Annotated in this window: 39 protein-coding genes; all 39 read left to right on the top strand. The window is 61.2% G+C overall.

Going from position 1 to position 26554, the window contains the following annotated elements; translation table 11 throughout:
- Positions 1-142: 142 nt before the first annotated feature.
- Complete coding sequence (gene recQ / locus P2869_RS16010) at positions 143-1990, top strand: DNA helicase RecQ (protein ID WP_277596960.1); 1848 nt, start codon at positions 143-145, stop codon at positions 1988-1990.
- Between the two features lie 231 nt (positions 1991-2221).
- Entirely contained in the window at positions 2222-2602 is a 381-nt protein-coding gene (rpsL, locus tag P2869_RS16005) for a 30S ribosomal protein S12 (protein ID WP_017777150.1), read from the top strand.
- A gap of 176 nt (positions 2603-2778) precedes the next feature.
- A complete protein-coding gene (gene rpsG, locus P2869_RS16000) occupies positions 2779-3249 on the top strand; it encodes a 30S ribosomal protein S7 (RefSeq protein WP_017777151.1) in 471 nt (156 codons plus the stop codon).
- A 139-nt stretch (positions 3250-3388) separates the two neighbouring features.
- Complete coding sequence (gene fusA, locus P2869_RS15995; protein WP_017777152.1) at positions 3389-5491, top strand: elongation factor G; 2103 nt, start codon at positions 3389-3391, stop codon at positions 5489-5491.
- Between the two features lie 47 nt (positions 5492-5538).
- Positions 5539-6729 carry an elongation factor Tu gene (tuf, locus tag P2869_RS15990; RefSeq protein ID WP_017777140.1) on the top strand — a complete coding sequence of 397 codons (1191 nt, stop codon included), beginning with the start codon at positions 5539-5541 and terminating at the stop codon, positions 6727-6729.
- Positions 6730-6859: 130 nt separating this feature from the next.
- On the top strand, positions 6860-7171 hold the full coding sequence (rpsJ, locus tag P2869_RS15985; RefSeq protein WP_017777154.1) for a 30S ribosomal protein S10: 312 nt from the start codon (positions 6860-6862) through the stop codon (positions 7169-7171).
- 220 nt (positions 7172-7391) lie between these two features.
- Complete coding sequence (gene rplC / locus P2869_RS15980) at positions 7392-8051, top strand: 50S ribosomal protein L3 (RefSeq protein WP_026121917.1); 660 nt, start codon at positions 7392-7394, stop codon at positions 8049-8051.
- Positions 8051-8671: a 50S ribosomal protein L4 gene (rplD, locus tag P2869_RS15975; RefSeq protein WP_017777156.1), complete on the top strand. Its 621-nt coding sequence runs from the start codon at positions 8051-8053 to the stop codon at positions 8669-8671. The genes rplC and rplD overlap by 1 nt, the downstream gene beginning before the upstream one ends.
- Entirely contained in the window at positions 8668-8982 is a 315-nt protein-coding gene (gene rplW, locus P2869_RS15970; protein ID WP_017777157.1) for a 50S ribosomal protein L23, read from the top strand. Before rplD ends, rplW begins: the two co-directional genes overlap by 4 nt.
- A gap of 2 nt (positions 8983-8984) precedes the next feature.
- Positions 8985-9812 carry a 50S ribosomal protein L2 gene (gene rplB / locus P2869_RS15965; protein ID WP_017777158.1) on the top strand — a complete coding sequence of 276 codons (828 nt, stop codon included), beginning with the start codon at positions 8985-8987 and terminating at the stop codon, positions 9810-9812.
- A 9-nt stretch (positions 9813-9821) separates the two neighbouring features.
- The gene (rpsS, locus tag P2869_RS15960; RefSeq protein ID WP_004199273.1) at positions 9822-10097 is read left to right on the top strand and encodes a 30S ribosomal protein S19; all 276 of its coding nucleotides are present in this window, start codon (positions 9822-9824) and stop codon (positions 10095-10097) included.
- A gap of 12 nt (positions 10098-10109) precedes the next feature.
- A complete protein-coding gene (rplV, locus tag P2869_RS15955) occupies positions 10110-10439 on the top strand; it encodes a 50S ribosomal protein L22 (RefSeq protein ID WP_004199272.1) in 330 nt (109 codons plus the stop codon).
- Between the two features lie 11 nt (positions 10440-10450).
- On the top strand, positions 10451-11251 hold the full coding sequence (gene rpsC, locus P2869_RS15950) for a 30S ribosomal protein S3 (protein WP_017777159.1): 801 nt from the start codon (positions 10451-10453) through the stop codon (positions 11249-11251).
- 2 nt (positions 11252-11253) lie between these two features.
- Positions 11254-11670 carry a 50S ribosomal protein L16 gene (gene rplP, locus P2869_RS15945; protein ID WP_017777160.1) on the top strand — a complete coding sequence of 139 codons (417 nt, stop codon included), beginning with the start codon at positions 11254-11256 and terminating at the stop codon, positions 11668-11670.
- A 10-nt stretch (positions 11671-11680) separates the two neighbouring features.
- A complete protein-coding gene (gene rpmC, locus P2869_RS15940; RefSeq protein ID WP_017777161.1) occupies positions 11681-11875 on the top strand; it encodes a 50S ribosomal protein L29 in 195 nt (64 codons plus the stop codon).
- Complete coding sequence (gene rpsQ, locus P2869_RS15935; RefSeq protein ID WP_009888377.1) at positions 11872-12144, top strand: 30S ribosomal protein S17; 273 nt, start codon at positions 11872-11874, stop codon at positions 12142-12144. Before rpmC ends, rpsQ begins: the two co-directional genes overlap by 4 nt.
- A gap of 308 nt (positions 12145-12452) precedes the next feature.
- Positions 12453-12821: a 50S ribosomal protein L14 gene (gene rplN, locus P2869_RS15930; protein WP_004197951.1), complete on the top strand. Its 369-nt coding sequence runs from the start codon at positions 12453-12455 to the stop codon at positions 12819-12821.
- Positions 12822-12830: 9 nt separating this feature from the next.
- Positions 12831-13139, top strand: coding sequence for a 50S ribosomal protein L24 (gene rplX, locus P2869_RS15925; protein ID WP_017777163.1), 309 nt, complete (start codon positions 12831-12833; stop codon positions 13137-13139).
- A 16-nt stretch (positions 13140-13155) separates the two neighbouring features.
- Entirely contained in the window at positions 13156-13695 is a 540-nt protein-coding gene (gene rplE / locus P2869_RS15920) for a 50S ribosomal protein L5 (RefSeq protein WP_017777164.1), read from the top strand.
- Positions 13696-13702: 7 nt separating this feature from the next.
- Positions 13703-14008: a 30S ribosomal protein S14 gene (gene rpsN / locus P2869_RS15915; protein ID WP_017777165.1), complete on the top strand. Its 306-nt coding sequence runs from the start codon at positions 13703-13705 to the stop codon at positions 14006-14008.
- A 14-nt stretch (positions 14009-14022) separates the two neighbouring features.
- Positions 14023-14418: a 30S ribosomal protein S8 gene (gene rpsH / locus P2869_RS15910; protein ID WP_017777166.1), complete on the top strand. Its 396-nt coding sequence runs from the start codon at positions 14023-14025 to the stop codon at positions 14416-14418.
- An 18-nt stretch (positions 14419-14436) separates the two neighbouring features.
- A complete protein-coding gene (gene rplF, locus P2869_RS15905) occupies positions 14437-14967 on the top strand; it encodes a 50S ribosomal protein L6 (protein WP_017777167.1) in 531 nt (176 codons plus the stop codon).
- A 12-nt stretch (positions 14968-14979) separates the two neighbouring features.
- Positions 14980-15345 (top strand): 50S ribosomal protein L18, encoded by a 366-nt coding sequence (gene rplR / locus P2869_RS15900; protein WP_017777168.1) that lies wholly within the window; start codon positions 14980-14982, stop codon positions 15343-15345.
- Between the two features lie 14 nt (positions 15346-15359).
- Positions 15360-15878 (top strand): 30S ribosomal protein S5, encoded by a 519-nt coding sequence (gene rpsE, locus P2869_RS15895; RefSeq protein WP_004197945.1) that lies wholly within the window; start codon positions 15360-15362, stop codon positions 15876-15878.
- A gap of 10 nt (positions 15879-15888) precedes the next feature.
- On the top strand, positions 15889-16071 hold the full coding sequence (gene rpmD, locus P2869_RS15890) for a 50S ribosomal protein L30 (protein ID WP_004202755.1): 183 nt from the start codon (positions 15889-15891) through the stop codon (positions 16069-16071).
- 30 nt (positions 16072-16101) lie between these two features.
- The gene (rplO, locus tag P2869_RS15885) at positions 16102-16536 is read left to right on the top strand and encodes a 50S ribosomal protein L15 (protein WP_277598159.1); all 435 of its coding nucleotides are present in this window, start codon (positions 16102-16104) and stop codon (positions 16534-16536) included.
- A 47-nt stretch (positions 16537-16583) separates the two neighbouring features.
- Entirely contained in the window at positions 16584-17930 is a 1347-nt protein-coding gene (secY, locus tag P2869_RS15880) for a preprotein translocase subunit SecY (protein WP_017777170.1), read from the top strand.
- Between the two features lie 7 nt (positions 17931-17937).
- A complete protein-coding gene (gene infA / locus P2869_RS15875; RefSeq protein ID WP_004521905.1) occupies positions 17938-18156 on the top strand; it encodes a translation initiation factor IF-1 in 219 nt (72 codons plus the stop codon).
- Positions 18157-18176: 20 nt separating this feature from the next.
- Entirely contained in the window at positions 18177-18293 is a 117-nt protein-coding gene (gene rpmJ, locus P2869_RS15870) for a 50S ribosomal protein L36 (RefSeq protein ID WP_026121918.1), read from the top strand.
- A 47-nt stretch (positions 18294-18340) separates the two neighbouring features.
- Positions 18341-18706: a 30S ribosomal protein S13 gene (gene rpsM / locus P2869_RS15865; protein WP_017777172.1), complete on the top strand. Its 366-nt coding sequence runs from the start codon at positions 18341-18343 to the stop codon at positions 18704-18706.
- Between the two features lie 28 nt (positions 18707-18734).
- Positions 18735-19139 carry a 30S ribosomal protein S11 gene (gene rpsK, locus P2869_RS15860; protein ID WP_017777173.1) on the top strand — a complete coding sequence of 135 codons (405 nt, stop codon included), beginning with the start codon at positions 18735-18737 and terminating at the stop codon, positions 19137-19139.
- 149 nt (positions 19140-19288) lie between these two features.
- Positions 19289-19912: a 30S ribosomal protein S4 gene (gene rpsD / locus P2869_RS15855; protein ID WP_017777174.1), complete on the top strand. Its 624-nt coding sequence runs from the start codon at positions 19289-19291 to the stop codon at positions 19910-19912.
- Positions 19913-20036: 124 nt separating this feature from the next.
- A complete protein-coding gene (rpoA, locus tag P2869_RS15850; protein ID WP_017777175.1) occupies positions 20037-21014 on the top strand; it encodes a DNA-directed RNA polymerase subunit alpha in 978 nt (325 codons plus the stop codon).
- A 154-nt stretch (positions 21015-21168) separates the two neighbouring features.
- The gene (gene rplQ / locus P2869_RS15845; RefSeq protein ID WP_017777176.1) at positions 21169-21564 is read left to right on the top strand and encodes a 50S ribosomal protein L17; all 396 of its coding nucleotides are present in this window, start codon (positions 21169-21171) and stop codon (positions 21562-21564) included.
- Positions 21565-21733: 169 nt separating this feature from the next.
- The gene (cutA, locus tag P2869_RS15840; RefSeq protein WP_026121919.1) at positions 21734-22066 is read left to right on the top strand and encodes a divalent-cation tolerance protein CutA; all 333 of its coding nucleotides are present in this window, start codon (positions 21734-21736) and stop codon (positions 22064-22066) included.
- Between the two features lie 25 nt (positions 22067-22091).
- Positions 22092-23927 (top strand): protein-disulfide reductase DsbD, encoded by a 1836-nt coding sequence (dsbD, locus tag P2869_RS15835; protein WP_277598158.1) that lies wholly within the window; start codon positions 22092-22094, stop codon positions 23925-23927.
- 86 nt (positions 23928-24013) lie between these two features.
- Positions 24014-24478: a transposase gene (locus tag P2869_RS15830; protein WP_277596573.1), complete on the top strand. Its 465-nt coding sequence runs from the start codon at positions 24014-24016 to the stop codon at positions 24476-24478.
- On the top strand, positions 24478-24831 hold the full coding sequence (tnpB, locus tag P2869_RS15825; protein ID WP_055347105.1) for an IS66 family insertion sequence element accessory protein TnpB: 354 nt from the start codon (positions 24478-24480) through the stop codon (positions 24829-24831). Before P2869_RS15830 ends, tnpB begins: the two co-directional genes overlap by 1 nt.
- 99 nt (positions 24832-24930) lie before the next feature.
- Positions 24931-26553, top strand: a complete 1623-nt coding sequence (locus tag P2869_RS15820; protein ID WP_277596574.1) for an IS66 family transposase — start codon at positions 24931-24933, stop codon at positions 26551-26553.
- The last annotated feature ends 1 nt before the right edge of the window (position 26554 follow it).

Here is a 26554-nt window from a genome sequence, read left to right as displayed (position 1 = left end):
GTGTCTCGCATGCGACGCCGGCTTGTCTTTGCCGACGTATGGCATCGTCCGCATGGCCAACGCAGTCCGATGCCCTGCATGACCGGCGCCTCGCGTTGGTAGAATTCCGGCTGATCCGCATTGCCCGTTCTCTTCCGCCTACATGTCCCGCTCGCTCGAAATTCTCAACGAAGTTTTTGGTTATCCCGCGTTCCGGGGGCAGCAGGGCGAAATCGTCGAACATGTGGCGAGCGGCGGCGACGCCCTCGTGCTGATGCCCACGGGCGGCGGCAAATCGCTTTGCTATCAGATTCCGTCGCTCGTGCGGCGGGAGGCGGGGCAGGGCGCGGGCATCGTGGTCTCCCCGCTCATTGCGCTCATGCAGGACCAGGTTGCAGCGCTCACCGAGGTGGGTGTGCGTGCCGCTTACCTGAACTCGACGCTGTCGGGCGCGGAGGCCGCTGCCACGGAGCGTGCGCTGCGAGAGGGCGACATCGACCTTCTCTATGTCGCGCCGGAACGCTTGATGACGCCGCGCTTTCTCGAACTGCTCGAGCGCGCACGCATCGGCCTCTTTGCCATCGACGAAGCGCATTGCGTGTCGCAGTGGGGGCACGACTTCCGGCCCGAATACATCCAGCTATCTGTGCTGCACGAGCGCTTTCCGGCGGTGCCGCGCATCGCGCTAACGGCTACTGCGGACGCCATCACGCGCGACGAAATCGTGCATCGTCTCGCGCTCGACGAAGCGCGCATTTTCGTCTCGAGTTTCGACCGGCCCAACATTCGTTATCGCATTGTCGAAAAGGACAATGCGCGCACCCAGTTGCTCGATTTCATTCGGGCCGAACACACGCGTGCGGACGGCACCACCGACGCCGGCGTCGTGTATTGCCTGTCCCGCCGCAAGGTCGAAGAAACGGCAGAGTGGCTGAAAGGGCAAGGCATCCGCGCGCTGCCGTACCACGCCGGCATGGAATTCGCCGTGCGACAGGAACACCAGGAGATATTCCAGCGCGAAGAGGGCATCGTGATGTGCGCGACGATCGCCTTTGGCATGGGCATCGACAAGCCCGACGTTCGCTTCGTTGCGCACCTGGATTTGCCAAAGAGCGTGGAGGGCTACTACCAGGAAACCGGACGCGCAGGTCGCGACGGTCTGCCTGCAAACGCATGGATGGCCTATGGGCTGGGCGACGTCGTGCAGCAGCGCAAGATGATCGATGAGTCCGACGCCGACGACGCGCACAAGCGCGTGCAGACGAGCAAGCTCGACGCGCTGCTCGGCCTGTGCGAAACCGCTGCGTGCCGGCGCGTGCGGCTGCTCGCCTACTTCGGCGAAGAGTCGGGGCCGTGCGGCAACTGCGACACCTGCCTCGAGCCTCCGGCCACATGGGACGCGACGCGCGAGTCGCAAATGGCGCTCTCATGCGTCTTCCGCGCGCAGCGTGCGAGCGGCTTCCACTTCGGCGCCGGGCATCTCATCGACATTCTGCGCGGCAACCGCAACGAAAAGATTCTTCAGCGCGGGCACGAGCAGCTCAGTACCTTCGGCATCGGTGCAGCGCTTTCCGAAGCGGAATGGCGCGCCATCTTCCGGCAACTCGTCGCCTTTGGCTACCTGGCGGTCGACCATGACGGCTTTGGCTCGCTCGTGCTCACGGAGGCGAGCAAGCGGGTGCTCAAGGGCGAGGAGGCCGTGACGATGCGGCGCTACGTCAAGCCGGCCCGCGCACGGCAAGCGTCCGGCCGCACCAGCGAGCGCGCCGACCCGACGCTCGGCATGAGCGCACACGAGCGTGCGCGCTGGGACAGGCTGCGTGCGTGGCGAACCGCTACGGCGAAGAGCGAGGGCGTACCGGCCTACGTCATATTTCACGACGCAACCCTGGCGGAAATCGCCCGCGTGCATCCCGACACCATTAACGACCTGCGCCATATTCCTGGCATTGGGGCCCGTAAGCTGGAACGGTTCGGCGACGAACTTCTCGAGGTCGTGAGCGCGGACTAATTGCGGAGACGCCGGAGGCCGTCCGTCACAACATCAGAAATGCTGCAAGCTATTGACGCGCTTGGCATTTCCCGAATATGATGCTGGGTTCCGGTTCTTGGGATGTCGGCGTGCGTTCGTTCCTATTGGTCACGCTGCCGGTGGTTTTCCCGTTCGGAGATTCGAAACGTATCGATTTTCGCTTTGCCCGGAAATGGATGCGTCGATTTTGTTCAATTTCAGGAATAAACAATGCCAACCATCAATCAACTGGTTCGCAAAGGCCGCACTTCGGAAGTCGCGAAGAGCAAGAGCCCGGCCTTGCAGGACTGCCCGCAGCGTCGCGGCGTGTGCACCCGTGTGTACACCACGACGCCGAAGAAGCCGAACTCGGCACTCCGTAAGGTCGCCAAGGTTCGTCTCACGAACGGCTTCGAAGTGATCTCGTACATCGGTGGTGAAGGCCACAACCTGCAGGAACACTCGGTTGTGCTGATCCGCGGCGGCCGTGTCAAGGACTTGCCGGGTGTGCGTTACCACATGGTTCGCGGCTCGCTGGATACCCAGGGCGTCAAGGATCGTAAGCAGGCTCGTTCGAAGTACGGCGCGAAGCGCGCCAAGGCTGCGAAGTAAGCAGTCGGGATGTCGCCTTCACGGGCGATGGAAGGCGGTGGTGCCGGATTCGCCGGTGCTGTCGAGTAAGTGGTCACCCGACCAGGCTGGTAAGTCTTCATGGATGAATCGGGTTAGTTGGTGGCCGCGGGGCAGGCGCAAATCGCCGCTCCAACTGAAAAAGTAAAGGAAGAAACATGCCGCGTCGTCGCGAAGTCCCCAAGCGGGAAGTGTTGCCGGATCCGAAATTCGGTAACGTCGAAGTAGCAAAGTTCATGAACGTGCTGATGCTCTCGGGCAAGAAGTCGGTTGCCGAGCGTATCGTGTACGGCGCTTTCGAGCAGATCCAGACCAAGGGTGGCAAGGACCCGCTGGAAGTGTTCACTGTCGCACTCAACAACGTGAAGCCGGTGGTGGAAGTGAAGAGCCGCCGCGTGGGTGGTGCGAACTATCAGGTTCCGGTCGAAGTGCGTCCGTCGCGTCGTATGGCATTGGCGATGCGTTGGTTGCGCGAGGCCGCGAAGAAGCGCAGCGAGAAGTCGATGGCACTGCGTCTCGCTGGTGAACTGCTGGAAGCGTCCGAAGGGCGTGGTGGCGCAATGAAGAAGCGCGACGAAGTTCACCGGATGGCGGAAGCCAACAAGGCGTTCTCGCATTTCCGTTTCTAAGCGTCCCGACTTCGGGTCTAACGGAAAGAAATTCCGGGCGGGTGCGCTTGAAAAGCGCCTCGCCCGTTTGTGTTAAGGCGCATCGGGCCTATATATCCGCAGACGGATTCCCGGTTTGCCAACCCCATAGAGGAACAAAGTGGCTCGCAAGACTCCCATCGAGCGCTACCGCAATATCGGTATTAGCGCTCACATCGACGCCGGCAAAACGACGACGACCGAGCGCATCCTGTTTTACACCGGCGTGAACCACAAGATCGGTGAAGTGCACGACGGCGCTGCAACCATGGACTGGATGGAGCAGGAACAGGAGCGGGGCATCACGATTACGTCCGCTGCTACGACTGCCTTCTGGAAGGGCATGGGCAACAACTATCCGGAACACCGGATCAACATCATCGATACCCCGGGCCACGTCGACTTCACGATCGAAGTGGAGCGTTCGATGCGCGTGCTCGACGGCGCGTGCATGGTTTACTGTGCCGTGGGCGGCGTGCAGCCGCAGTCGGAAACGGTGTGGCGCCAGGCGAACAAGTACAAGGTGCCCCGTCTCGCGTTCGTCAACAAGATGGACCGTACCGGCGCGAACTTCTTCAAGGTCTACGACCAGCTGAAGACCCGCCTGAAGGCGAACCCGGTTCCCGTCGTGGTGCCGATCGGCTCGGAAGAAAACTTCAAGGGCGTCGTCGACCTCCTGAAGATGAAGGCGATCATTTGGGACGAAGCGTCGCAAGGCACGAAGTTCGACTACGTCGACGTCCCGGCTGAACTCGTCGATACGTGCAACGAGTGGCGCGAGAAGATGATCGAATCCGCCGCCGAAGCCAGCGAAGAGCTGATGGAAAAGTACCTCGGCGGCGAAGAGCTGAGCGAAGCGGAAATCGTCAAGGCGCTGCGTGATCGCACGATCGCCTGTGAAATCCAGCCGATGCTGTGCGGCACCGCGTTCAAGAACAAGGGCGTGCAGCGCATGCTCGACGCTGTGATCGACTTCCTGCCGTCGCCGGTCGACATCCCGCCGGTGAAGGGCGAACTCGAAAGCGGCGAAACGGCGGAGCGCAAGGCGTCGGACGACGAGAAGTTCTCGGCGCTCGCGTTCAAGATCATGACGGATCCGTTCGTCGGCCAGCTGATCTTCTTCCGCGTCTACTCGGGTGTGGTGAATTCGGGCGACACGGTGCTGAACTCGACCAAGGACAAGAAGGAACGCCTTGGCCGTATTCTGCAGATGCACGCCAACCAGCGCGAAGAAATCAAGGAAGTGCGCGCGGGCGACATCGCCGCGGCTGTGGGCCTGAAGGAAGCGACCACTGGCGACACGCTGTGCGATCCCGCCCACCCGATCGTGCTCGAGCGCATGGTGTTCCCGGAGCCGGTGATCTCGCAGGCCGTCGAGCCGAAGACGAAGGCCGACCAGGAAAAGATGGGTCTCGCGCTGAACCGTCTCGCGCAGGAAGATCCTTCGTTCCGCGTGCAAACGGACGAGGAATCGGGCCAGACGATCATCTCGGGCATGGGCGAGCTGCACCTCGAAATTCTCGTCGACCGCATGAAGCGTGAATTCGGCGTGGAAGCGACTGTCGGCAAGCCGCAGGTGGCGTACCGCGAAACGATCCGTAGCACGGCGAAGGACGTGGAAGGCAAGTTCGTCAAGCAGTCGGGCGGTCGCGGCCAGTATGGTCACGCCGTCATCACGCTGGAGCCGAACGAGCAGGGCAAGGGCTACGAGTTCCTCGACGAGATCAAGGGTGGCGTGATTCCGCGTGAATTCATTCCGGCTGTCGACAAGGGTATCGTCGAAACGCTGAAGAACGGCGTGCTGGCTGGCTTCCCGGTCGTGGACGTGAAGGTCCACCTGACGTTCGGTTCGTACCACGACGTGGACTCGAACGAAAACGCGTTCCGCATGGCTGGCTCCATGGCGTTCAAGGAAGCGATGCGCCGCGCAACGCCGGTGCTGCTCGAGCCGATGATGGCTGTCGAAGTCGAGACGCCGGAAGACTACATGGGCAACGTGATGGGCGACCTGTCGGGCCGCCGCGGCATCGTGCAGGGCATGGAAGACATGGTGGGCGGCGGCAAGATCGTGCGCGCCGAAGTTCCGCTGTCGGAAATGTTCGGCTACTCCACGTCGCTGCGTTCGCTCACGCAAGGCCGCGCAACGTACACGATGGAATTCAAGCACTACGCAGAAGCCCCGCGTAACGTGGCCGACGCGATCATCAACGCGAAGGCGAAGTAATCGTCGGCGTCCTGTCACCGATTCACTTTTTTTGAAAGAAGAGAAACATGGCTAAAGGTAAATTTGAGCGGACCAAGCCGCACGTGAACGTGGGCACGATCGGTCACGTTGACCACGGCAAGACCACGCTGACGGCGGCGATTGCGACGGTTCTGTCGGCGAAGTTCGGCGGTGAGGCGAAGAAGTACGACGAGATCGACGCGGCGCCGGAAGAAAAGGCCCGCGGCATCACGATCAACACGGCGCACATCGAGTACGAAACGGCCAACCGCCACTACGCCCACGTTGACTGCCCGGGTCACGCGGACTACGTGAAGAACATGATCACGGGTGCAGCGCAGATGGACGGCGCGATCCTGGTGTGCTCGGCCGCGGACGGTCCGATGCCGCAGACGCGCGAGCACATCCTGCTGGCGCGCCAGGTGGGCGTGCCGTACATCATCGTGTTCCTGAACAAGTGCGACATGGTGGACGACGCCGAGCTGCTCGAGCTGGTGGAAATGGAAGTGCGCGAGCTGCTGTCGAAGTACGACTTCCCGGGCGACGACACGCCGATCATCAAGGGTTCGGCCAAGCTGGCGCTGGAAGGCGACAAGGGCGAGCTGGGTGAAGTGGCGATCATGAACCTGGCCGACGCGCTGGACACGTACATCCCGACGCCGGAGCGCGCGGTGGATGGTGCGTTCCTGATGCCGGTGGAAGACGTGTTCTCGATCTCGGGCCGCGGTACGGTGGTGACGGGCCGTGTCGAGCGTGGCGTGGTCAAGGTTGGCGAGGAAATCGAGATTGTCGGTATCAAGCCGACGGTGAAGACGACCTGCACGGGCGTGGAAATGTTCCGCAAGCTGCTGGACCAGGGCCAGGCGGGCGACAACGTCGGTATCCTGCTGCGCGGCACGAAGCGTGAGGAAGTGGAGCGTGGCCAGGTGCTGGCCAAGCCGGGTTCGATCACGCCGCACACGCACTTCACGGCTGAGGTGTACGTGCTGAGCAAGGACGAAGGCGGCCGTCACACGCCGTTCTTCAACAACTACCGTCCGCAGTTCTACTTCCGTACGACGGACGTGACGGGCTCGATCGAGCTGCCGAAGGACAAGGAAATGGTGATGCCGGGCGACAACGTGTCGATCACGGTGAAGCTGATTGCACCGATCGCGATGGAAGAAGGCCTGCGCTTCGCCATCCGTGAAGGTGGCCGTACCGTCGGCGCCGGTGTCGTCGCCAAGATCATCGAGTAAAATCGCTGGTTTGCAGTAACAGCAGTAAGTGCCCGGGGCCGGGCACCTGCCTCCCCGGCAGGCGTCCGGTCCTACGTTCTTTCTTAATCCGGCGGTGCAACATCGCCTCGCTCTTTTTCAAGGAATCGTCATGCAAAACCAGAAAATCCGCATCCGCCTGAAGGCTTTCGACTACCGCCTGATCGACCAGTCGGCCGCCGAGATCGTCGACACGGCCAAGCGGACTGGTGCAATCGTCCGCGGCCCGGTGCCGCTGCCGACGCGTATCCAGCGTTTCGACATCCTGCGTTCGCCGCACGTCAACAAGACGTCGCGCGACCAGCTCGAGATCCGTACTCACCTGCGTCTGATGGACATCGTCGACCCGACGGACAAGACTGTCGACGCGCTGATGAAGCTCGATCTGCCGGCAGGCGTGGACGTTGAAATCAAGCTGCAGTAAGGGTTTCAGGCGCTGCCGCTCACACGGGCGGCGCTAAGTCATTGATTGCTTGCGAAAAACGAAAGGCCTCGCTATAATGCTAGGCTTTTCGCGCATTTGCGCAAAAAGCCAGTGTTTTGCTGTGGGCCTGAAGGCGCTGAAAGCGTCCGTCAAGTCCCGGTAATCAGCTGGCACTTTGTAAATTAGCCCCGACCAATCGCAGTCGGGAATGGAGAAAACGATGAGCCTTGGACTCGTAGGTCGCAAGGTTGGCATGACCCGTATCTTCACGGCTGAAGGGGATTCGATTCCCGTCACCGTGCTGGACGTGTCCGACAACCGCGTGACGCAGATCAAGACTGTTGAAACCGACGGCTACACGGCTGTTCAGGTTGCGTTCGGTACGCGCCGTGCATCGCGCGTGACGAAGCCGCTCGCAGGTCATCTCGCCAAAGCCGGTGTTCAGGCCGGTGAAATCCTCAAGGAATTCCGCATTGATGCCACCAAGGCTGCCGAGCTGTCCGCCGGCGCTGTGGTTGGCACCGATCTGTTCGAAGTGGGCCAGAAGGTCGACGTGCAGGGCGTGTCGATCGGTAAGGGCTACGCCGGTACCATCAAGCGTTACAACTTCAGTTCGGGCCGTGCATCGCACGGTAACTCGCGCTCGCACAACGTGCCGGGCTCGATCGGTATGGCGCAGGATCCGGGTCGCGTGTTCCCGGGCAAGCGCATGACTGGTCACATGGGTGACGAGACCGTGACGGTCCAGAACCTCGAGATCGCTCGCATCGACGCAGACCGCAAGCTGCTGCTCGTGAAGGGTGCCGTTCCGGGTGCGAAGGGCGGCAAGGTTTTCGTGACGCCGGCCGTGAAAGCGCGTGCCGAGAAAGGAGCGAAATAATGGAACTTAAGCTCCTGAATGCCAATGGTCAGGAAGGCGCCGCGGTCAACGCGTCGGACGTCGTGTTCGGCCGTGACTACAACGAAGCCCTGATTCACCAGATCGTCATTGCGTACCAGGCGAACGCGCGCAGCGGTAACCGCGCCCAGAAGGATCGCACGGACGTCAAGCACACCACCAAGAAGCCGTGGCGTCAGAAGGGTACGGGCCGCGCTCGTGCCGGTATGTCGTCGAGCCCGCTGTGGCGCGGCGGTGGTCGCATCTTCCCGAACTCGCCGGAAGAAAACTTCTCGCACAAGGTCAACAAGAAGATGCACCGCGCAGGTCTGTGCTCCATCTTCTCGCAGCTGGCCCGCGAAGGCCGCATCTCGGTGGTCGAGGACCTCACGCTCGAAGCGCCGAAGACGAAGCTGCTGGCCGAAAAGTTCAAGGCTATGGGTCTCGAGTCCGTGCTCGTCATTACTGACACGGTCGACGAAAACCTGTACCTCGCGTCGCGCAACCTCGCCCACGTGGCGGTTGTCGAGCCGCGTTACGCCGACCCGCTGTCGCTGATCTACTTCAAGAAAGTACTGATCACGAAGGCTGCGGTCGCCCAGATCGAGGAGTTGCTGTCATGAGCGAGATTCGCAAGAACGATCATCGTTTGATGCAGGTTCTGCTCGCGCCGGTGATCTCCGAAAAGGCGACGCTGGTTGCCGACAAGAACGAACAGGTTGTGTTCGAAGTTGCGCCGGACGCGAACAAGCAGGAAATCAAGGCTGCTGTCGAGCTGCTGTTCAAGGTGGAAGTCAAATCCGTCAACGTGCTGGTCACGAAGGGCAAGAGCAAGCGCTTTGGCCGTTTCGTGGGTCGCCGCAAGGACGTGAAGAAGGCCTACGTCTGCCTGAAGCCCGGCCAGGAAATCAACTTTGAAGCGGAGGCCAAGTAATCATGGCACTCGTTAAAGTTAAGCCGACCTCGCCGGGCCGCCGCGCGATGGTCAAGGTGGTCAACAAGGAACTGCACAAGGGCAAGCCGTTCGCGCCGCTCGTCTCGAAGCAGAGCTCGACCGCCGGCCGTAACAACAACGGCCACATCACGACGCGCCACAAGGGTGGTGGTCACAAGCAGCACTATCGCGTGATCGACTTCCGTCGTACGAAGGATGGCATTCCGGCGAAGGTCGAACGTCTCGAGTACGACCCGAACCGTAGCGCGAACATCGCGCTGGTTCTGTACGCAGACGGCGAGCGTCGCTACATCATCGCGCCGAAGGGTGTGACGGTCGGCCAGCAGATCATGTCGGGCTCGGAAGCACCGATCCGCGCGGGTAACGCACTGCCGATCCGCAACATCCCGGTCGGTACGACGATTCACTGCATCGAGATGTTCCCCGGCAAGGGCGCGCAAATGGCGCGTTCGGCTGGCGCATCGGCCATGTTGCTGGCTCGCGAAGGCATCTACGCGCAGGTTCGTCTGCGCTCGGGTGAAATCCGCCGCGTGCACGTGGAGTGCCGCGCGACGATCGGTGAAGTGGGCAACGAAGAGCACAGCCTGCGCCAGATCGGCAAGGCCGGCGCAAACCGCTGGCGCGGTATCCGCCCGACGGTGCGTGGCGTTGCAATGAACCCGGTCGATCACCCGCACGGTGGTGGTGAGGGCAAGACGGCTGCAGGCCGCGACCCGGTAAGCCCGTGGGGCACGCCGACGAAGGGTTACCGCACCCGCAGCAACAAGCGCACGACGACGATGATCGTCCAGCGCCGTCACAAGCGTTAAGGAGCAGCAATGGCACGTTCTGTTAAAAAAGGTCCGTTCTGCGACGCCCATTTGCTGAAGAAGGTTGAGGCGGCTGCAGCTTCGCGTGACAAGAAACCGATCAAGACCTGGTCGCGTCGTTCGACGATCCTGCCGGACTTCATCGGCCTGACGATCGCCGTGCACAACGGCCGTCAACACGTTCCGGTGTACATCTCGGAAAACATGGTCGGCCACAAGCTTGGCGAGTTCGCACTGACCCGGACGTTCAAGGGTCACGCGGCCGACAAGAAGGCCAAGAAATAAGGGGCAATCAAGATGGAAGTGAAAGCAATTCATCGCGGTGCCCGCATCTCGGCGCAGAAAACGCGCCTTGTGGCTGACCAGATCCGCGGTTTGCCGGTCGACAAGGCGCTGAACGTTCTGACGTTCTCGCCGAAGAAGGCGGCAGGCATCGTGAAGAAAGTCGTGCTGTCGGCGATCGCGAATGCGGAGCACAACGAGGGCGCCGATATCGACGAGCTCAAGATCAAGAGCATCTACGTCGACAAGGCAGCGTCGCTCAAGCGGTTCACCGCGCGCGCAAAGGGCCGCGGCAACCGCATTGAGAAGCAATCCTGTCACATCACTGTGACGGTCGGGAATTAAGGGGTCACACGATGGGACAGAAAATTCATCCGACTGGCTTCCGTTTGGCCGTCAGCCGCAATTGGGCTTCGCGCTGGTACGCGAACAACAACAATTTCGCGGCGATGTTGAAGGAAGACATCGGTGTTCGCGAATACCTGAAGAAGAAGCTGAAGAACGCTTCGGTGGGCCGCGTGGTCATCGAGCGTCCGGCGAAGAACGCGCGCATCACGATTTACAGCTCGCGTCCTGGCGTCGTCATCGGCAAGAAGGGCGAAGACATCGAACTGCTCAAGTCGGAGCTGCAGAAGCGTATGGGCGTGCCCGTGCACGTCAACATCGAGGAAATCCGCAAGCCGGAAACCGATGCGCAACTGATCGCCGACTCGATCACGCAACAGCTCGAGCGCCGGATCATGTTCCGCCGCGCGATGAAGCGTGCGATGCAAAACGCCATGCGTCTGGGTGCCCAGGGCATCAAGATCATGAGCGCGGGCCGTCTGAACGGTATCGAAATCGCCCGTACCGAGTGGTATCGCGAAGGCCGCGTGCCTCTGCACACGCTGCGTGCGGACATCGACTACGCGACTTCGGAAGCGAAGACGACGTACGGCGTGATCGGCGTCAAGGTGTGGGTCTACAAGGGCGACACGCTCGGCCGCAACGACGCGCCGGTCGTGGAGGAAGTTGCCGAAGAGAAGCGTCCGCGCCGCAACGCACGTCCGGGCGACCGCCGTGGCCGCCGTGACGGCGAAGGTGCCCCGGGTGCACGCCGTGGCGCGCCTCGCCGTGGTGCCGGCAAGCCTGAAGGCGACGGCAAGACTGGAGAATAACGATGCTGCAACCGAAACGCAGGAAGTATCGCAAAGAGCAGAAGGGCCGTAACACCGGTATCGCGACGCGCGGCAACGCCGTTTCGTTCGGTGAGTTTGGCCTGAAGGCTGTCGGTCGCGGCCGTCTGACCGCGCGTCAGATTGAGGCGGCGCGTCGTGCCATGACGCGTCACATCAAGCGCGGTGGCCGCATCTGGATTCGCATTTTCCCGGACAAGCCGATCTCGCAAAAGCCGGCCGAAGTACGTATGGGTAACGGTAAGGGTAACCCGGAGTACTACGTCGCCGAGATCCAGCCGGGCAAGATGCTCTATGAAATGGACGGCGTAACCGAAGAACTGGCACGCGAAGCGTTCCGTCTGGCTGCAGCGAAGCTGCCGCTGAAGACGACCTTCACCGTGCGTCAGCTCGGCGCCTAAGGAGCAAAAGATGAAAGCTTCCGAACTCCGGGAAAAAGACCAGGCCGCGCTCAACAAGGAGCTGTCGGACCTGTTGAAGGCGCAATTCGGTCTGCGCATGCAGCTCGCGACCCAGCAGCTCACGAACACGAGCCAGCTGAAGAAGGTTCGTCGCGACATCGCGCGCGTGCGGACCGTTCTGACCCAGAAGGCGAACCAGAAATGAACGATAGCGTAAAAACCTCGCTCAAGCGGACGCTGGTCGGCAAGGTCGTCAGCAACAAGATGGACAAGACCGTCACCGTGCTCGTCGAGCATCGTGTGAAGCACCCGATCTACGGCAAGTACGTTGTGCGCTCGAAGAAGTACCACGCGCACGACGAAGCGAACACGTACAACGAGGGCGACCTCGTAGAAATCCAGGAAACCCGTCCGGTGTCGAAGACGAAGGCCTGGACCGTGTCGCGCCTCGTCGAAGCGGCCCGCGTCATCTAAGCACGAGCCGGACTGAGCAGTAGAAGTACTTGAAATCGCAGTAGATTTCGCTTGCAAGACCGAGATTGTTTGTTATAATCTCGGTCTTCCCTCTTTATGGGAGCCCGTCGCGGGCGAAATTGGTGGAGGGAGGCGGCTCGGCGTCAGTCCGTGGCTGTCAGGTTTCACCGGAATGCGATGGCGGGTTTCGTTATGCCGTCGCTGCTGTTCTACCCCAAGCAGCTGAGCAATGCAGTACGGCTGACGGGACCAAGACTGACCGGGTGCGCCATGGTGGTGCAGTCGGATTAAGTTGGGAAAGATAAACCATGATCCAGACCGAATCTCGGCTTGAAGTGGCCGACAACACGGGTGCGCGTGAAGTCATGTGCATCAAGGTGCTCGGCGGCTCGAAGCGTCGTTATGCCAGCATCGGCGACATCATCAAGGTGAGCGTCAAAGAGGCAACGCCGCGTGGGCGCGTGAAGAAAGGCGAAATCTACAACGCCGTGGTGGTTCGCACCGCCAAGGGCGTGCGCCGTCAGGACGGCTCGCTGATCAAGTTCGATGGCAACGCCGCCGTGCTTTTGAATAACAAGCTTGAGCCTATCGGCACCCGCATCTTCGGGCCGGTGACGCGTGAGCTGCGTAGCGAACGGTTCATGAAGATCGTTTCGCTGGCGCCGGAAGTGCTGTAAGGAGTCGCGATGAACAAGATTCGCAAGGGTGACGAAGTCGTCGTCATTACCGGCAAGGACAAGGGCAAGCGCGGCGTCGTGCTGGCTATTGGCGAAGATCGCGTCACCGTCGAGGGCATCAACATCGCGAAGAAGCATGTGAAGCCGAACCCCATGAAGGGTACGACCGGTGGCGTGGAAGCGAAGGCGATGCCGCTGCATATTTCGAACGTCGCGCTGGTGGATGCCAATGGCAAGCCGTCGCGTGTCGGCATCAAGGTCGAAGGGGACAAGAAGGTTCGTTTCCTTAAGACGACCGGTGCTGTCCTGAGCGCCTGACGCTGCGGAGTAAAAAATGGCACGTTTGCAAGAATTCTATAAAGAGAAGGTTGTTCCCGGCCTGATCGAGAAGTTCGGTTACAAGTCGATCATGGAAGTGCCGCGCATCACCAAGATCACCCTGAATATGGGTCTTGGCGAAGCGGTTGCTGACAAGAAGGTGATCGAGAACGCCGTGGGCGACCTGACGAAGATCGCTGGTCAGAAGCCTGTCGTGACGAAGGCCCGTAAGGCAATCGCCGGCTTCAAGATTCGCCAGGGTTATCCGATCGGCGCGATGGTCACGCTGCGTGGCCAGGCAATGTACGAATTTCTCGACCGTTTCGTGACCGTGGCGCTGCCGCGTGTGCGTGACTTCCGTGGCGTGTCCGGCCGTGCATTCGACGGTCGCGGCAACTACAACATCGGTGTGAAAGAGCAGATCATTTTCCCCGAAATCGACTACGACAAGATCGACGCGCTGCGTGGGCTGAACATCAGCATCACGACGACCGCGAAGACCGACGACGAAGCAAAGGCACTGCTCGCCAGCTTCAAGTTCCCGTTCAGAAACTGAGGTTACTGTGGCTAAACTGGCACTGATCGAACGTGAAAAGAAGCGCGCCCGCCTTGCGGCCAAGTACGCACCGAAGCGCGCAGCGCTGAAGGCGATCATCGACGACCAAACGAAGTCGGAAGAAGAGCGCTACGCAGCCCGTCTCGAACTGCAACAACTGCCCCGCAACTCGAACCCGACTCGCAAGCGCAACCGCTGTGCGATCACCGGTCGTCCGCGTGGCACGTTCCGCAAGTTCGGGCTCGCACGTAACAAGATTCGCGAAATCGCATTCCGTGGCGAGATCCCTGGCCTGACCAAGGCGAGCTGGTAATAGGAGAAACATAAATGAGCATGAGTGATCCTATCGCCGATATGCTGACTCGCATCCGCAATGCGCAGATGGTCGAGAAGGTTTCGGTGACGATGCCCTCGTCGAAAGTCAAGGTTGCGATTGCGCAGGTCCTGAAGGACGAAGGCTATATCGAAGATTTCGCGGTGAAGACCGAAGGTGCGAAGTCGGAGCTGAATATCGCGTTGAAGTACTACGCTGGCCGTCCGGTCATCGAGCGCCTCGAGCGCGTTTCGAAGCCCGGTCTGCGCGTGTACCGTGGTCGTAACGATATCCCCCAGGTCATGAACGGCCTCGGCGTAGCGATTGTTTCGACGCCCAAGGGTGTGATGACCGATCGCAAAGCGCGCGCCACTGGCGTGGGCGGCGAAGTCATCTGCTACGTCGCTTAACGCCGAAGGAGAGGAAACATGTCTCGAGTAGGTAAGAGCCCGATCACGCTGCAAGGCGCAGAGGCGACGATCAGCGACGACCGCATTATCGTCAAGGGTCCGTTGGGCACGATCTCGCAAGCGGCGAACAGCCTGGTGAAGGTGGTGAACGACAACGGCACGCTGAAGCTGGAGCCGGCCGACGAAAGCCGCGAAGCAAATGCGATGTCGGGCACGATGCGCGCGCTGATTGCGAACATGGTGCAAGGCGTGACGAAGGGTTTCGAGCGCAAGCTGACGCTGGTTGGCGTTGGTTATCGTGCTCAGGCGCAAGGCGACAAGCTGAACCTGTCGCTGGGTTTCTCGCACCCCGTGGTGCACCAGATGCCGGAAGGCGTCAAGGCTGAGACCCCGTCGCAAACGGAAATCGTGATCAAGGGGATCGACAAGCAGAAAGTCGGCCAGGTGGCTGCGGAAGTCCGCGGTTACCGCCCGCCTGAGCCCTACAAGGGCAAGGGTGTGCGCTACGCCGACGAGGTTGTGATCCTCAAAGAAACGAAGAAGAAGTAAGGGTGCGCAATCATGGATAAGACTCAATCTCGCCTGCGCCGCGCTCGTCAGACGCGTATCAAGATCGCTGAGCTGCAGGTCGCGCGTCTGGCCGTGCATCGCACGAACATGCACATCTACGCGCAAGTGTTTTCGCCCTGCGGCACCAAGGTGCTCGCCAGTGCGTCGACGCTCGAAGCCGAAGTGCGTGCGCAACTCGCCGACCAGTCGGGCAAGGGCGGCAACGTCGCTGCCGCGACCCTGATCGGCAAGCGTATTGCAGAAAAGGCCAAGGCTGCCGGCATCGAATCCGTCGCCTTCGACCGCTCGGGTTTCCGCTACCACGGCCGCGTGAAGGCGCTGGCTGATGCTGCGCGCGAAGCCGGGCTCAAGTTCTAAGGAAGGAATTCGTCATGGCAAAGATGCAAGCGAAAGTTCAGGCTGACGAGCGCGACGACGGCCTTCGTGAAAAGATGATTTCGGTCAACCGCGTGACCAAGGTCGTGAAGGGTGGCCGTATTCTCGGCTTCGCCGCACTGACCGTGGTTGGCGACGGTGACGGCCGCGTCGGTATGGGCAAGGGCAAGGCGAAGGAAGTGCCGGTCGCTGTCCAGAAGGCAATGGAGCAGGCTCGTCGCAACATGTTCAAGGTGCCGCTGAAGAACGGCACGTTGCAGCACGAAGTGCATGGCAAGCACGGCGCGTCGACGGTTCTCCTCGCTCCGGCGAAGGACGGTACGGGCGTGATCGCGGGTGGGCCGATGCGCGCCGTGTTCGACGTGATGGGCGTGCAGAACGTCGTGGCGAAGAGCCACGGTTCGACGAACCCGTACAACCTCGTTCGCGCGACGCTCGACGGCCTGCGCAAGCAGTCCACGCCGGCTGACATCGCGGCCAAGCGTGGTAAGTCCGTCGAAGAAATTCTGGGCTAAGGTGGGCACCATGTCTGAAAAAACTGTCAAGGTCCAGCTCGTCAAGAGCCTGATCGGTACCCGCGAATCGCACCGCGCCACCGTGCGCGGCCTCGGCCTGCGCCGCCTCAACTCGGTTTCCGAGCTGCAGGACACGCCGGCTGTGCGTGGCATGATCAACAAGGTCTCGTACCTCGTTAAGGTCATCGGCTAAGTGGCTGACCAGGGACTCAAGGAGTTGATTATGGAATTGAATAACCTGAAGCCGGCAACGGGCTCGAAGCACGCCAAGCGTCGCGTGGGCCGCGGTATCGGCTCCGGTCTCGGCAAGACCGCTGGTCGTGGTCACAAGGGTCAGAAGTCGCGTTCGGGCGGCTTCCACAAGGTGGGCTTCGAAGGCGGTCAGATGCCGCTGCAACGTCGTCTGCCGAAGCGCGGTTTTACCTCGCTGACGAAGGAGTTCGTCGGTGAAGTGCGCCTGGCTGATCTCGAAAAGCTGCCGGTCGACGAAATCGATTTGTTGGCGCTCAAGCAGGCTGGCCTCGTTGGCGAGCTGACGAAGAGCGTGAAGATCATCGCGACGGGCGAGCTGAAGCGCAAGGTCGTTGTGAAGGGTCTGGGTGCGACGAAGAATGCGCGCGCCGCAATCGAAGCGGCTGGCGGTTCTTTTGCCGAGTAACGTGCAGGTTCGCCTGCCGTCACTAGCATTTGCATCGGAGAAGCTACTTGGCTAACAGCCCGAGTTTCGCAAAAACCGGTCGGAGCGCGCCGAAGTTTGGCGATCTGCGTCGGCGAGCAGTCTTCCTGCTGCTGGCGCTGGTCGTCTATCGGATCGGTGCGCACATTCCGGTGCCGGGCATCGACCCGGATCAGCTGGCGAAGCTGTTCCAGAGCCAGTCTGGCGGCATCCTTGGCATGTTTAACATGTTCTCGGGTGGCGCGCTGTCGCGCTTCACGATTTTCGCCTTGGGGATCATGCCGTACATCTCCTCGTCGATCATCATGCAGCTGCTCGCGATCGTTTCGCCGCAGCTCGAGGCGTTGAAGAAGGAAGGGCAGGCCGGTCAACGCAAGATCACGCAGTACACGCGAATCTTCACCGTAGTTTTGGCGACCTTCCAGGCGTTCGGTATTGCGGTAGCACTGGAAAACCAGCCGGGCCTCGTGATCGATCCGGGTATGGTGTTTCGCCTGACGACGGTCGTTACGCTCGTGACCGGTACGATGTTCCTGATGTGGCTGGGTGAGCAGATCACGGAACGCGGCCTCGGCAACGGCATTTCGATCATCATCTTCGGCGGAATCGCAGCGGGCTTCCCGAACGCGATCGGCGGTCTCGTGTCGCTCGTGCAAACGGGTTCGATGGGGCCGGTGTCGGCGATCTTCATCGTGGCGCTTATCGCCGCTGTGACGTATCTGGTGGTGTTCATCGAACGCGGCCAGCGCAAGATTCTCGTGAATTATGCGAAGCGCCAGGTTGGCAACAAGATTTACGGTGGCCAGTCGTCGCATCTGCCGCTGAAGCTGAATATGTCGGGCGTGATTCCGCCGATCTTCGCGTCGTCGATCATCCTGTTCCCGGCAACGATCCTGAACTGGTTCAGCTCCGGGTCGCGCAACAGTTGGTTTGCCGACACGCTGCACAACGTTGCTGAAGCACTGAAGCCGGGCCAACCCGTCTATGTGCTGTTGTACGCGTTGGCAATCGTGTTTTTCTGCTTCTTCTACACCGCGTTGGTGTTCAACAGCAGGGAAACCGCGGACAACCTGAAGAAGAGCGGCGCATTCGTACCGGGCATCCGCCCGGGCGATCAGACGGCACGCTATATCGACCGTATCCTGACGCGTCTGACGCTGGCTGGTGCGATCTATATCGTGTTCGTGTGCCTGCTGCCGGAGTTTCTGGTGCTGCGCTGGAACGTGCCGTTTTATTTTGGCGGAACGTCGCTGCTGATCATCGTCGTCGTCACGATGGACTTCATGGCGCAAGTGCAGTCGTACGTGATGTCGCAACAATATGAATCGCTGCTCAAGAAGGCCAACTTCAAGGGTGGCGGCGTCCCGATGCGTTGAAAGGACTATGGCCAAAGACGATGTAATCCAGATGCAAGGTGAGGTCATCGAAAACCTCCCGAACGCGACCTTCCGGGTGAAGCTGGAAAACGGCCATGTCGTGCTGGGACATATTTCCGGAAAGATGCGGATGCACTACATCCGTATTCTGCCTGGCGACAAGGTGACGGTTGAACTGACGCCTTACGATCTGTCGCGTGCGCGGATCGTATTCCGGGCGAAGTGATTTGAAAAAAGGGTAATATCATGAAAGTGATGGCATCGGTTAAGCGGATGTGCCGCAATTGCAAGATCATCAAGCGCAACGGCGTCGTGCGCGTGATTTGCAGCTCGGATCCGCGCCACAAGCAGCGTCAAGGCTGATTGAGACAGGCGCACTTTTGCCTGCGCTTTTTGTTTGAGGAAAAACAATGGCTCGTATCGCAGGGGTTAACATCCCGAACCACCAGCACACCGAAATCGGTCTGACCGCGATCTATGGCGTCGGCCGCACGCGTTCGCGCAATATCTGCGCCGCAGCTGGTGTCCCGTTCAACAAGAAGGTCAAAGATCTGACCGACGCAGACCTCGAAAAGCTGCGTGAGGAAGTCGGCAAGTTTGTCGTCGAAGGCGATCTTCGCCGTGAAGTGACGATGAACATCAAGCGCCTGATGGACCTCGGCTGCTATCGCGGCGTACGCCATCGCAAGGGCCTGCCCCTGCGCGGCCAGCGCACGCGCACGAACGCCCGCACCCGCAAGGGCCCGCGTCGTGCAGCTCAGGCGCTGAAGAAGTAAGCGGAACTGACAGTTACAGGGAAACGTAATGGCTAAGGCTTCGAACAACACCGCGGCGCAACGCGTTCGCAAGAAGGTTAAGAAGAACGTCGCCGAGGGCGTGGTTCACGTTCACGCGTCGTTCAACAACACCATCATCACGATCACCGACCGTCAAGGCAACGCGCTTGCCTGGGCAACGTCGGGCGGTCAGGGCTTCAAGGGTTCGCGCAAGTCGACGCCGTTTGCAGCTCAGGTCGCAGCCGAATCGGCTGGCCGTGTCGCGATGGAATACGGCGTGAAGAACCTCGAAGTGCGGATCAAGGGCCCGGGCCCTGGCCGTGAGTCGGCGGTGCGCGCGCTGCATGGTCTTGGCATCAAGATCACCGCGATCTCCGACGTGACTCCGGTGCCGCACAACGGTTGCCGTCCGCCGAAGCGCCGCCGCATCTAAGACGTCGCTTTTTGCCAGCGCCTGTTGCCGCCTTGCGCGTCGACGGGTTGCTTGCGTTATTGAATCGACTAAGCCCACTGTTCGGCCCAAAGGGTACGGACTAGCGCGAAGGCAGTACGTTCGCGTGATCAATCTCAAAGGAATACAACGTGGCACGTTATATCGGCCCGAAGGCCAAGCTGTCCCGCCGTGAAGGCACCGATCTGTTCCTGAAGAGCGCACGCCGCTCGCTCGCCGACAAGTGCAAGCTCGATAGCAAGCCGGGTCAGCATGGTCGCACCTCCGGCGCCCGTACGTCGGACTACGGCACGCAGTTGCGCGAAAAGCAAAAAGTGAAGCGCATCTACGGCGTTCTCGAACGTCAGTTCCGCCGTTACTTCGCTGAAGCTGACCGCCGCAAGGGCAACACCGGCGAAAACCTGCTCAAGCTGCTTGAGTCGCGCCTCGACAACGTCGTGTATCGCATGGGTTTCGGCTCGACGCGCGCCGAAGCGCGTCAGCTGGTGAGCCACAAGGCGATCCTCGTGAACGGTCAGGTCGCCAACATCCCGTCGCTGCAGGTCAAGTCGGGCGACGTGGTGGCAGTGCGTGAACAGGCAAAGAAGCAGGCTCGTATCGTCGAGGCTCTGTCGCTCGCCGAGCAAGGCGGGATGCCGAGCTGGGTGTCGGTCGACGCCAAGAAGTTCGAAGGCGTCTTCAAGGGCATGCCGGAGCGCAGCGATATCGCTGGCGACATCAACGAAAGCCTGATCGTCGAATTGTATTCGCGGTAATCGGATTGACGGCCGGGGTACCCGTATTGCGTTGCGCAAGGGGTGGCCTCGGCTGTTTATTTTCAGGTTGTTACCGGTCAGCCTTATCGGTGTAACGAGCCGAGGGTATTGAAAAGGAAAACCTATGCAAACCAGTTTGTTGAAACCCAAGATCATCGCAGTGGAATCGCTCGGCGACAACCACGCGAAAGTGGTCATGGAGCCGTTTGAACGCGGTTATGGCCACACCTTGGGCAACGCGCTTCGGCGCGTACTGCTGTCGTCGATGGTGGGCTACGCGCCGACCGAAGTGACGATCGCAGGCGTCGTGCACGAATACTCGACGCTCGATGGTGTGCAGGAGGACGTGGTCAACCTGTTGTTGAACCTGAAGGGCGTGGTGTTCAAGCTGCATAACCGTGACGAAGTGACGGTGACGCTGCGCAAGGAAGGCGAAGGCGTGGTGACGGCGGGCGATATCGAACTCGCGCACGACTGCGAAGTGATCAACCCCGATCACGTGATCGCGCACCTCTCGAAGGGCGGCAAGCTCGACGTGCAGATCAAGATCGAAAAGGGCCGCGGCTATGTCCCGGGCAACGTGCGCCGCTACGGCGACGAAACAGCGAAGATCATCGGCCGCATCGTGCTGGACGCGTCGTTCTCGCCGGTGCGTCGCGTGAGCTATTCGGTGGAAAGCGCGCGTGTCGAACAGCGTACCGACCTCGACAAGCTCGTGATGAACATCGAAACCAACGGTGTGATCTCGCCTGAAGAAGCGATCCGTCAGTCAGCTCGCATTCTGGTCGATCAGCTGTCGGTGTTCGCTGCACTGGAAGGGACCGAGGCCGCTGCCGAAGCGCCGTCGCGTGCTCCGCAGATCGACCCGATCCTGCTGCGTCCGGTGGACGATCTCGAACTCACGGTTCGTTCCGCGAACTGCCTGAAGGCCGAGAACATCTACTACATCGGCGACCTGATCCAGCGCACGGAAAACGAGTTGCTCAAGACGCCGAACCTGGGCCGCAAGTCGCTGAACGAAATCAAGGAAGTGCTCGCCTCGCGCGGCCTCACCTTGGGCATGAAGCTCGAAAACTGGCCGCCGGCTGGTCTCGACAAGTAATTGCCGCAAGCATGGCGGGCTCGTCCCGCCGCTGGTAAGGGCGCGGATTTTCCTTTAAAATCCGCGTCTTGCTTTTTTCACTACCGGCCCGTGCCTAAGGCTTGTCCTGGGCGATAGAAGAGCTGGATCAAAACTTTGATTCAAGGAAACTGAAATGCGTCACCGTCATGGTCTGCGGAAACTGAACCGCACGAGCAGCCACCGTCTGGCAATGCTCCGTAACATGTCCAACTCGCTGATCGAGCACGAAGTCATCAAGACCACGCTGCCGAAGGCGAAGGAACTTCGCAAGGTTGTCGAGCCCCTCATCACGCTCGGCAAGAAGCCGTCGCTGGCGAACCGCCGCCTCGCGTTCAACCGCCTGCGCGACCGCGACTCGGTCACCAAGCTGTTCGATGTGCTGGGTCCGCGCTTCGCGAACCGTCCGGGCGGCTACCTCCGCATCCTGAAATTCGGCTTCCGCGTGGGCGACAACGCTCCCATGGCGCTCGTCGAACTGCTCGACCGCCCGGAAGTGGTGGAGGCAGAAGAGGTCCAGGAAGCCGAATAAGCATTCCTCGTTCTCTTGATGCATACAAAAGCCAGGCTTCTGCCTGGCTTTTTTGCGTCTGCGCGCCGATTTCTGGCCGATTGGTTATCCGTGCGGGCGGCCGCCGAAGTGCCCGCGCGTCAGGTGGTACGATAGCTGCACCCGAGTTCTCGATGTTTTTGGAGTGGCCGTGAGCGTCAACGTGACCCTGATTCTGACCGCTGTGCCCGACGCGCAGACTGCCCAGAAGCTCGCGTCCGGCGCACTCGATGCACGTCTTGCCGCTTGCGTGACGCAACTGGGTGCCGTGCATTCGAACTACCACTGGCAGGGCAAGGTCGAATCCGCCGACGAGATCCAGTTGCTCTTCAAGACGAGTGTCGCCCGGTCACTGGAGCTCGAACAGTTCATTCAGAGCCATCACCCCTACGAAACACCGGAAGTGCTCTCGTGGCAGGCCACCGCTACGCAGGCCTATGGCCAATGGATCATTGCCGAAACTCAACGCCCGCTTCATGTTTAATCGTTCCCATCGGCCCGCGGCTCGCATGATGCGCGCAATTGTTCTACTGCTCTGCAGTCTCTTCGCGATGCTGCTCGGGGCCGGCCTCGCGCAAGCTGGCGACGACTTCCTTGATCCCGATGCCGCGTTCCGCTTCAGCGCCACCGAGCAGCCGGGCGAAGTCGAGGTTCACTACCGTATCGCCGACGGCTACTACATGTACCGCGAGCGGTTCTCGTTCGCGGTACAAAAGGGCAGTGCGACGCTCGGCGATCCGCAGTTGCCACCTGGCCACGTCAAGTTTGATACGACGTTCCAGAAAAACGTGGAGACGTACCGCAACGAGTTGACGATCCGCGTCCCGGTGAAACAGGCGTCTGCGGGATTCGACCTTGCTGTCACGTCACAGGGTTGCGCGGACGCGGGAATCTGTTATCCGCCCATGGTTCGGACGTATCACGTGAGCGGCGCCGCGCTGCAGGCCGCGACCTCCGCAGGCGCCGCACCCGATACTGCCGTTGTCGCCGCCGTGGGTACCGATTCGAGCGGTCCCTGGTACGACCGCATCACGAGCGCCGACTATGCACAGCAGCTGCTGACGAAGGGCGGTTTCCTCGCCATCGTCGCGCTGTACTTCGTCGCCGGCGTCGTGCTCAGCCTGCTGCCCTGCTCGTACCCGATGCTCCCCATCCTGTCTGCCATCATCATCGGCGAGGGGACCAGCGTGACGCGGGCGCGTGGGTTTGCGCTGTCGCTTGCGTACGTGTTGGGCATGGCACTGGTCTATACAGTGCTCGGCATCGTGGCCGGTTTCGTTGGGCAAAGCCTGGGCGGATGGTTGCAGAACCCCTGGGTGCTGGGTGCCTTCGCGGTTCTGTTGGCGGTATTCGCATTCGCGCTAATCGGCGGTATGGACATCGCGCTGCCGCGTCGCTGGCAGGACGGGGTGTCGCGCGCGACGCAAGGCCGTCCCACGGGCAAGTACGCGGCCGTTGCGTCGCTTGGGGCGCTGTCGGCGCTCGTGGTCGGCGCGTGCATGACGGCGCCGCTCTTTGCGGTGTTGGCGTTTATCGCGCATACCGGCAACGCCTTGCTCGGCGGCGCGGCGCTGTTTGCGATGGGATTGGGTCTCGGTGTGCCGTTGCTGATTCTGGGTCTGGGCGCTGGCGTGCTCTTGCCGCGTGCGGGCGCCTGGATGGATGGCGTGAAGGTATTCTTCGGCGTGATCCTGCTCGCAGCCGCCTTGTGGATCGTCTGGCCAGTGTTGGGTGGCGGGGTGAGGATGCTGCTTGCGGCCGTCTGGCTGCTGATTGCCGCTGCGGCGCTTGGCCTTTTCACGCCGAACTCCGGTGGTCCGACGCCGTGGCGGCGCCTTGGCCGTGGTATTGGGGCAGCACTGGCTATCTGGGGCGCGACGTTGCTTGTGGGACTGGCTGCGGGGTCGTCAGACCCACTTCGCCCGCTCGCTGTTTTGGCCGCCAGGGGCAGCGAAGGTGGCGCGGGCAATGGCCTGTCGCCGAACCAACTCGCGTTTGCGCCGGTGCGCTCGTCGACGCAACTCGATGATGCGGTGAAGACCGCGCTGAAGCCGGCCATGCTGGACTTCTATGCGGACTGGTGCGTCAGCTGTAAGGAGATGGAGAAGTTCACCTTCAGCGACCCGCGCGTGCAGCTCCGCCTCAAACAGCTCAACCTCCTGCGCGCCGATGTGACTGCGAACAACACCGACGACCAGGTTCTGCTCAAGCGCTTCGACCTGTTCGGGCCACCGGGCATCATTTTCTTCGACCATACTGGCAGAGAGGTCCTGCGCGTAGTCGGCTACGAATCCGCGGACCGCTTTCTGCGCAGTCTGGACCGCGCGGCGCCACCGCAGTCGTAGCGTAAGCGCGAATTTAACCCCACCTAGAATCGAAAGCTGAACGAGCGCAGGCTTGCGTCCGCAACTACAACTTGCGGACGCAACCGATGACACAGAACGAAGTTGATTTCCTTCCGCTGCGGGTGACGGGCGTGACGGCGACGGGCAAGCGCAAGTTTGACGCCGAGGGTAAGCGCAAGCTGATTGACGCCTGCCGGCAACCGGGCGCGTCAATTGCCGGACTGGCGTTGAAGGCTGGGGTGAACGCGAACCAGCTGCATAAGTGGATTCAATTGCGCGAACGCACGAATGCCGCTGCTGCGACGGCGAGCGTCGAGCCGTTGCCGTCCGCATTCGTGCCGGTCGTCACGGTCGACGAAGTGGCGCCGATGCGCACGAACCCCGAGCCGGCGAACGTACGGCGAACGTCTCACAGGTACGACTCGGCGAAGGCAATGACGCCGGCGCGACTATCAGCGCAGTTGCCCAACGGCGTGACGCTGCAGCTCGAATGCGCCGCACACGATGGCGCGCTCGTGAAGGCGATGATCGAAGCGTTGGGGACGCGCTGATGTTCCGCTTCGACGCGGACCTGCAGATCTACCTGCACCGCGAGCCCATCGACTTCCGTGCCGGCATCAACAGCCTCGTCACGCTGGTCGAGCAGTCGATGCAGCTCGATCCGCTTGCGCGAGCCGTCTTCGCGTTCCACAACCGCAAACGCGATCGCGTGAAACTTCTGCTGTATGACCGGGCCGGATTCTGGCTCCTATTGAAACGCCTCGAGGCCGACCGTTTCGTTTGGCCCCGCCGTCAGCAAGCCGTGATCGAACTGACGGCCGAGCAGCTTCACCTGCTGCTCGACGGCGTCGATATCGACGCCGTGCGCCGCCACCCAGCGCGGCAGTACTGCCACGCGAGCTGAAGCAGGGTATCGCCGCCGTTGCCGGTAAACAACGGCGGCTTTAGCTGTTACAAATTCGCGTAAACCTATTTGGCTCGGCGATCCGCTATCGTTGAGCGCATGTCTCCTCCCGATCTCCCCCGACTTCCGCGCACCGCCAAGGCCTATATCCACAAGCTGGAGGAACGGGTGGCGGCCGATGCGCAGGTCATTGCCGAGCGTGACGCCAGGATCGACGAATTGACCCGGCGCCTGGATGCGCTCGAAGAGCAATATCGTCTCGCGTTGGCCCGACAGTACGCGCCCAAGAGCGAGAAGCGCCGCGACCGCGTGTTCAACGAGGCCGAGGAAGCAGCCCAAGCCGAGCCGGCCGACGAGGACGACGGCGATGTGTCGGCGCTGCCCGATACCGGGTTGCCGGAACCCGGTCAGCCGGAACCGCGCAAGCGTGGCCGCAAGCCGCTGCCCGCGGATCTGCCGCGCGAGCGAATCGAGTACGACCTGCCCGAGGAGCAGAAGATCTGTCCGTGCTGCAGCAAGGCCATGCATCGGATGGGCGAGGAAATCAGCGAACAGTTGCACATGGAGGTCAAGGTCTCTGTGCTGCAGCACGCGCGTTTCAAGTACGCGTGTCGGCACTGCGAGCGTCATGGCACGCACACGCCGATCGTGGTCGCGCCGATGCCGGCGCAGCCTTTGCCGGGCAGTCACGCCAGTGCCTCGATGATCGCCGCCGTCACGGCCGGCAAGTATGTCGACGGCACACCGCTGTACCGGATGGAAGACGTGCTCGCGCGCTCGAACATCGCGGTCGGCCGCGGCACGCTGGCGAACTGGATCATCCGCCCCGCCGAGCTTCACTACACGCGCCTGTTCGAGGCGCTCAAGAAGATTCTGCTAAGCCAGTGGCTGATTCACGGCGACGAGACCACCGTCCAGGTCCTGAAGGAAAGCGGCCGAAACGCGCAGTCCACCTCGTATATGTGGGTCTACCGAAGCGCCGAGGATAGCGAGCAGCCGGTGGTGCTGTTCGAGTACCAGCCGGGGCGTGGCCAGCAGTACCCGAAGGAATTCCTCGGAGACTACGCGGGCACGCTGATGACGGACGGCTGGCCTGCGTGGCGAACGGTTAAATCGGCCACGCACCTCGGATGCCTTGCGCATGGACGCCGGATGTTCACGGACGCGCTCAAAGGACAGAAGAACAAACCGAGCCCGCGCATCACGAAGGCGCTCGAATTCTTCCAGGCGCTGTATCAAGTCGAGACGCTCGCCAAGCAGACGTTGCCCGAAGGCGAGACGCTGGCCGATTACCGGTACCGCCTGCGCCAGCAGCACAGCGTGCCGTTGCTCAATGCCTTTAAGACCTGGCTCGACGAGCTCGCGCCGAAGGTTCTGCCAAAGAGCCTGCTGGGCGAGGCGATCGGCTACTGTCTCAGGCAATGGCGGTATCTGAGCCGTTATGTCGAGGACGGCCGGTCCCCAATCGATAACAACGTCATCGAGCGCGACATCAGGCCCTTTGTGACCGGACGAAAGTCGTGGCTCTTCAGCGATACGGTCGACGGCGCAAAAGCGAGCGCGATGGTCTATAGCCTGATGCTCACGTGTCGAGCCTGCGGCGTCGATCCTCACGCCTATCTGCTGCACGTGCTGACGCAATTGCCGCAGCGTGCGCCGGACGCCGATATTAGCGACCTGCTACCGTTCAACTTCGCTCGACAGCAAGCCGTTACCGGGTAAC

Origin of the sequence: Paraburkholderia sp. SUR17, from assembly GCF_029536165.1 — a bacterium.
GTDB classification, from domain to species: domain Bacteria; phylum Pseudomonadota; class Gammaproteobacteria; order Burkholderiales; family Burkholderiaceae; genus Paraburkholderia; species Paraburkholderia kururiensis.
Note: the sequence above shows the minus strand (reverse complement) of the source record. Positions and strands in the feature narration are given on the sequence as shown.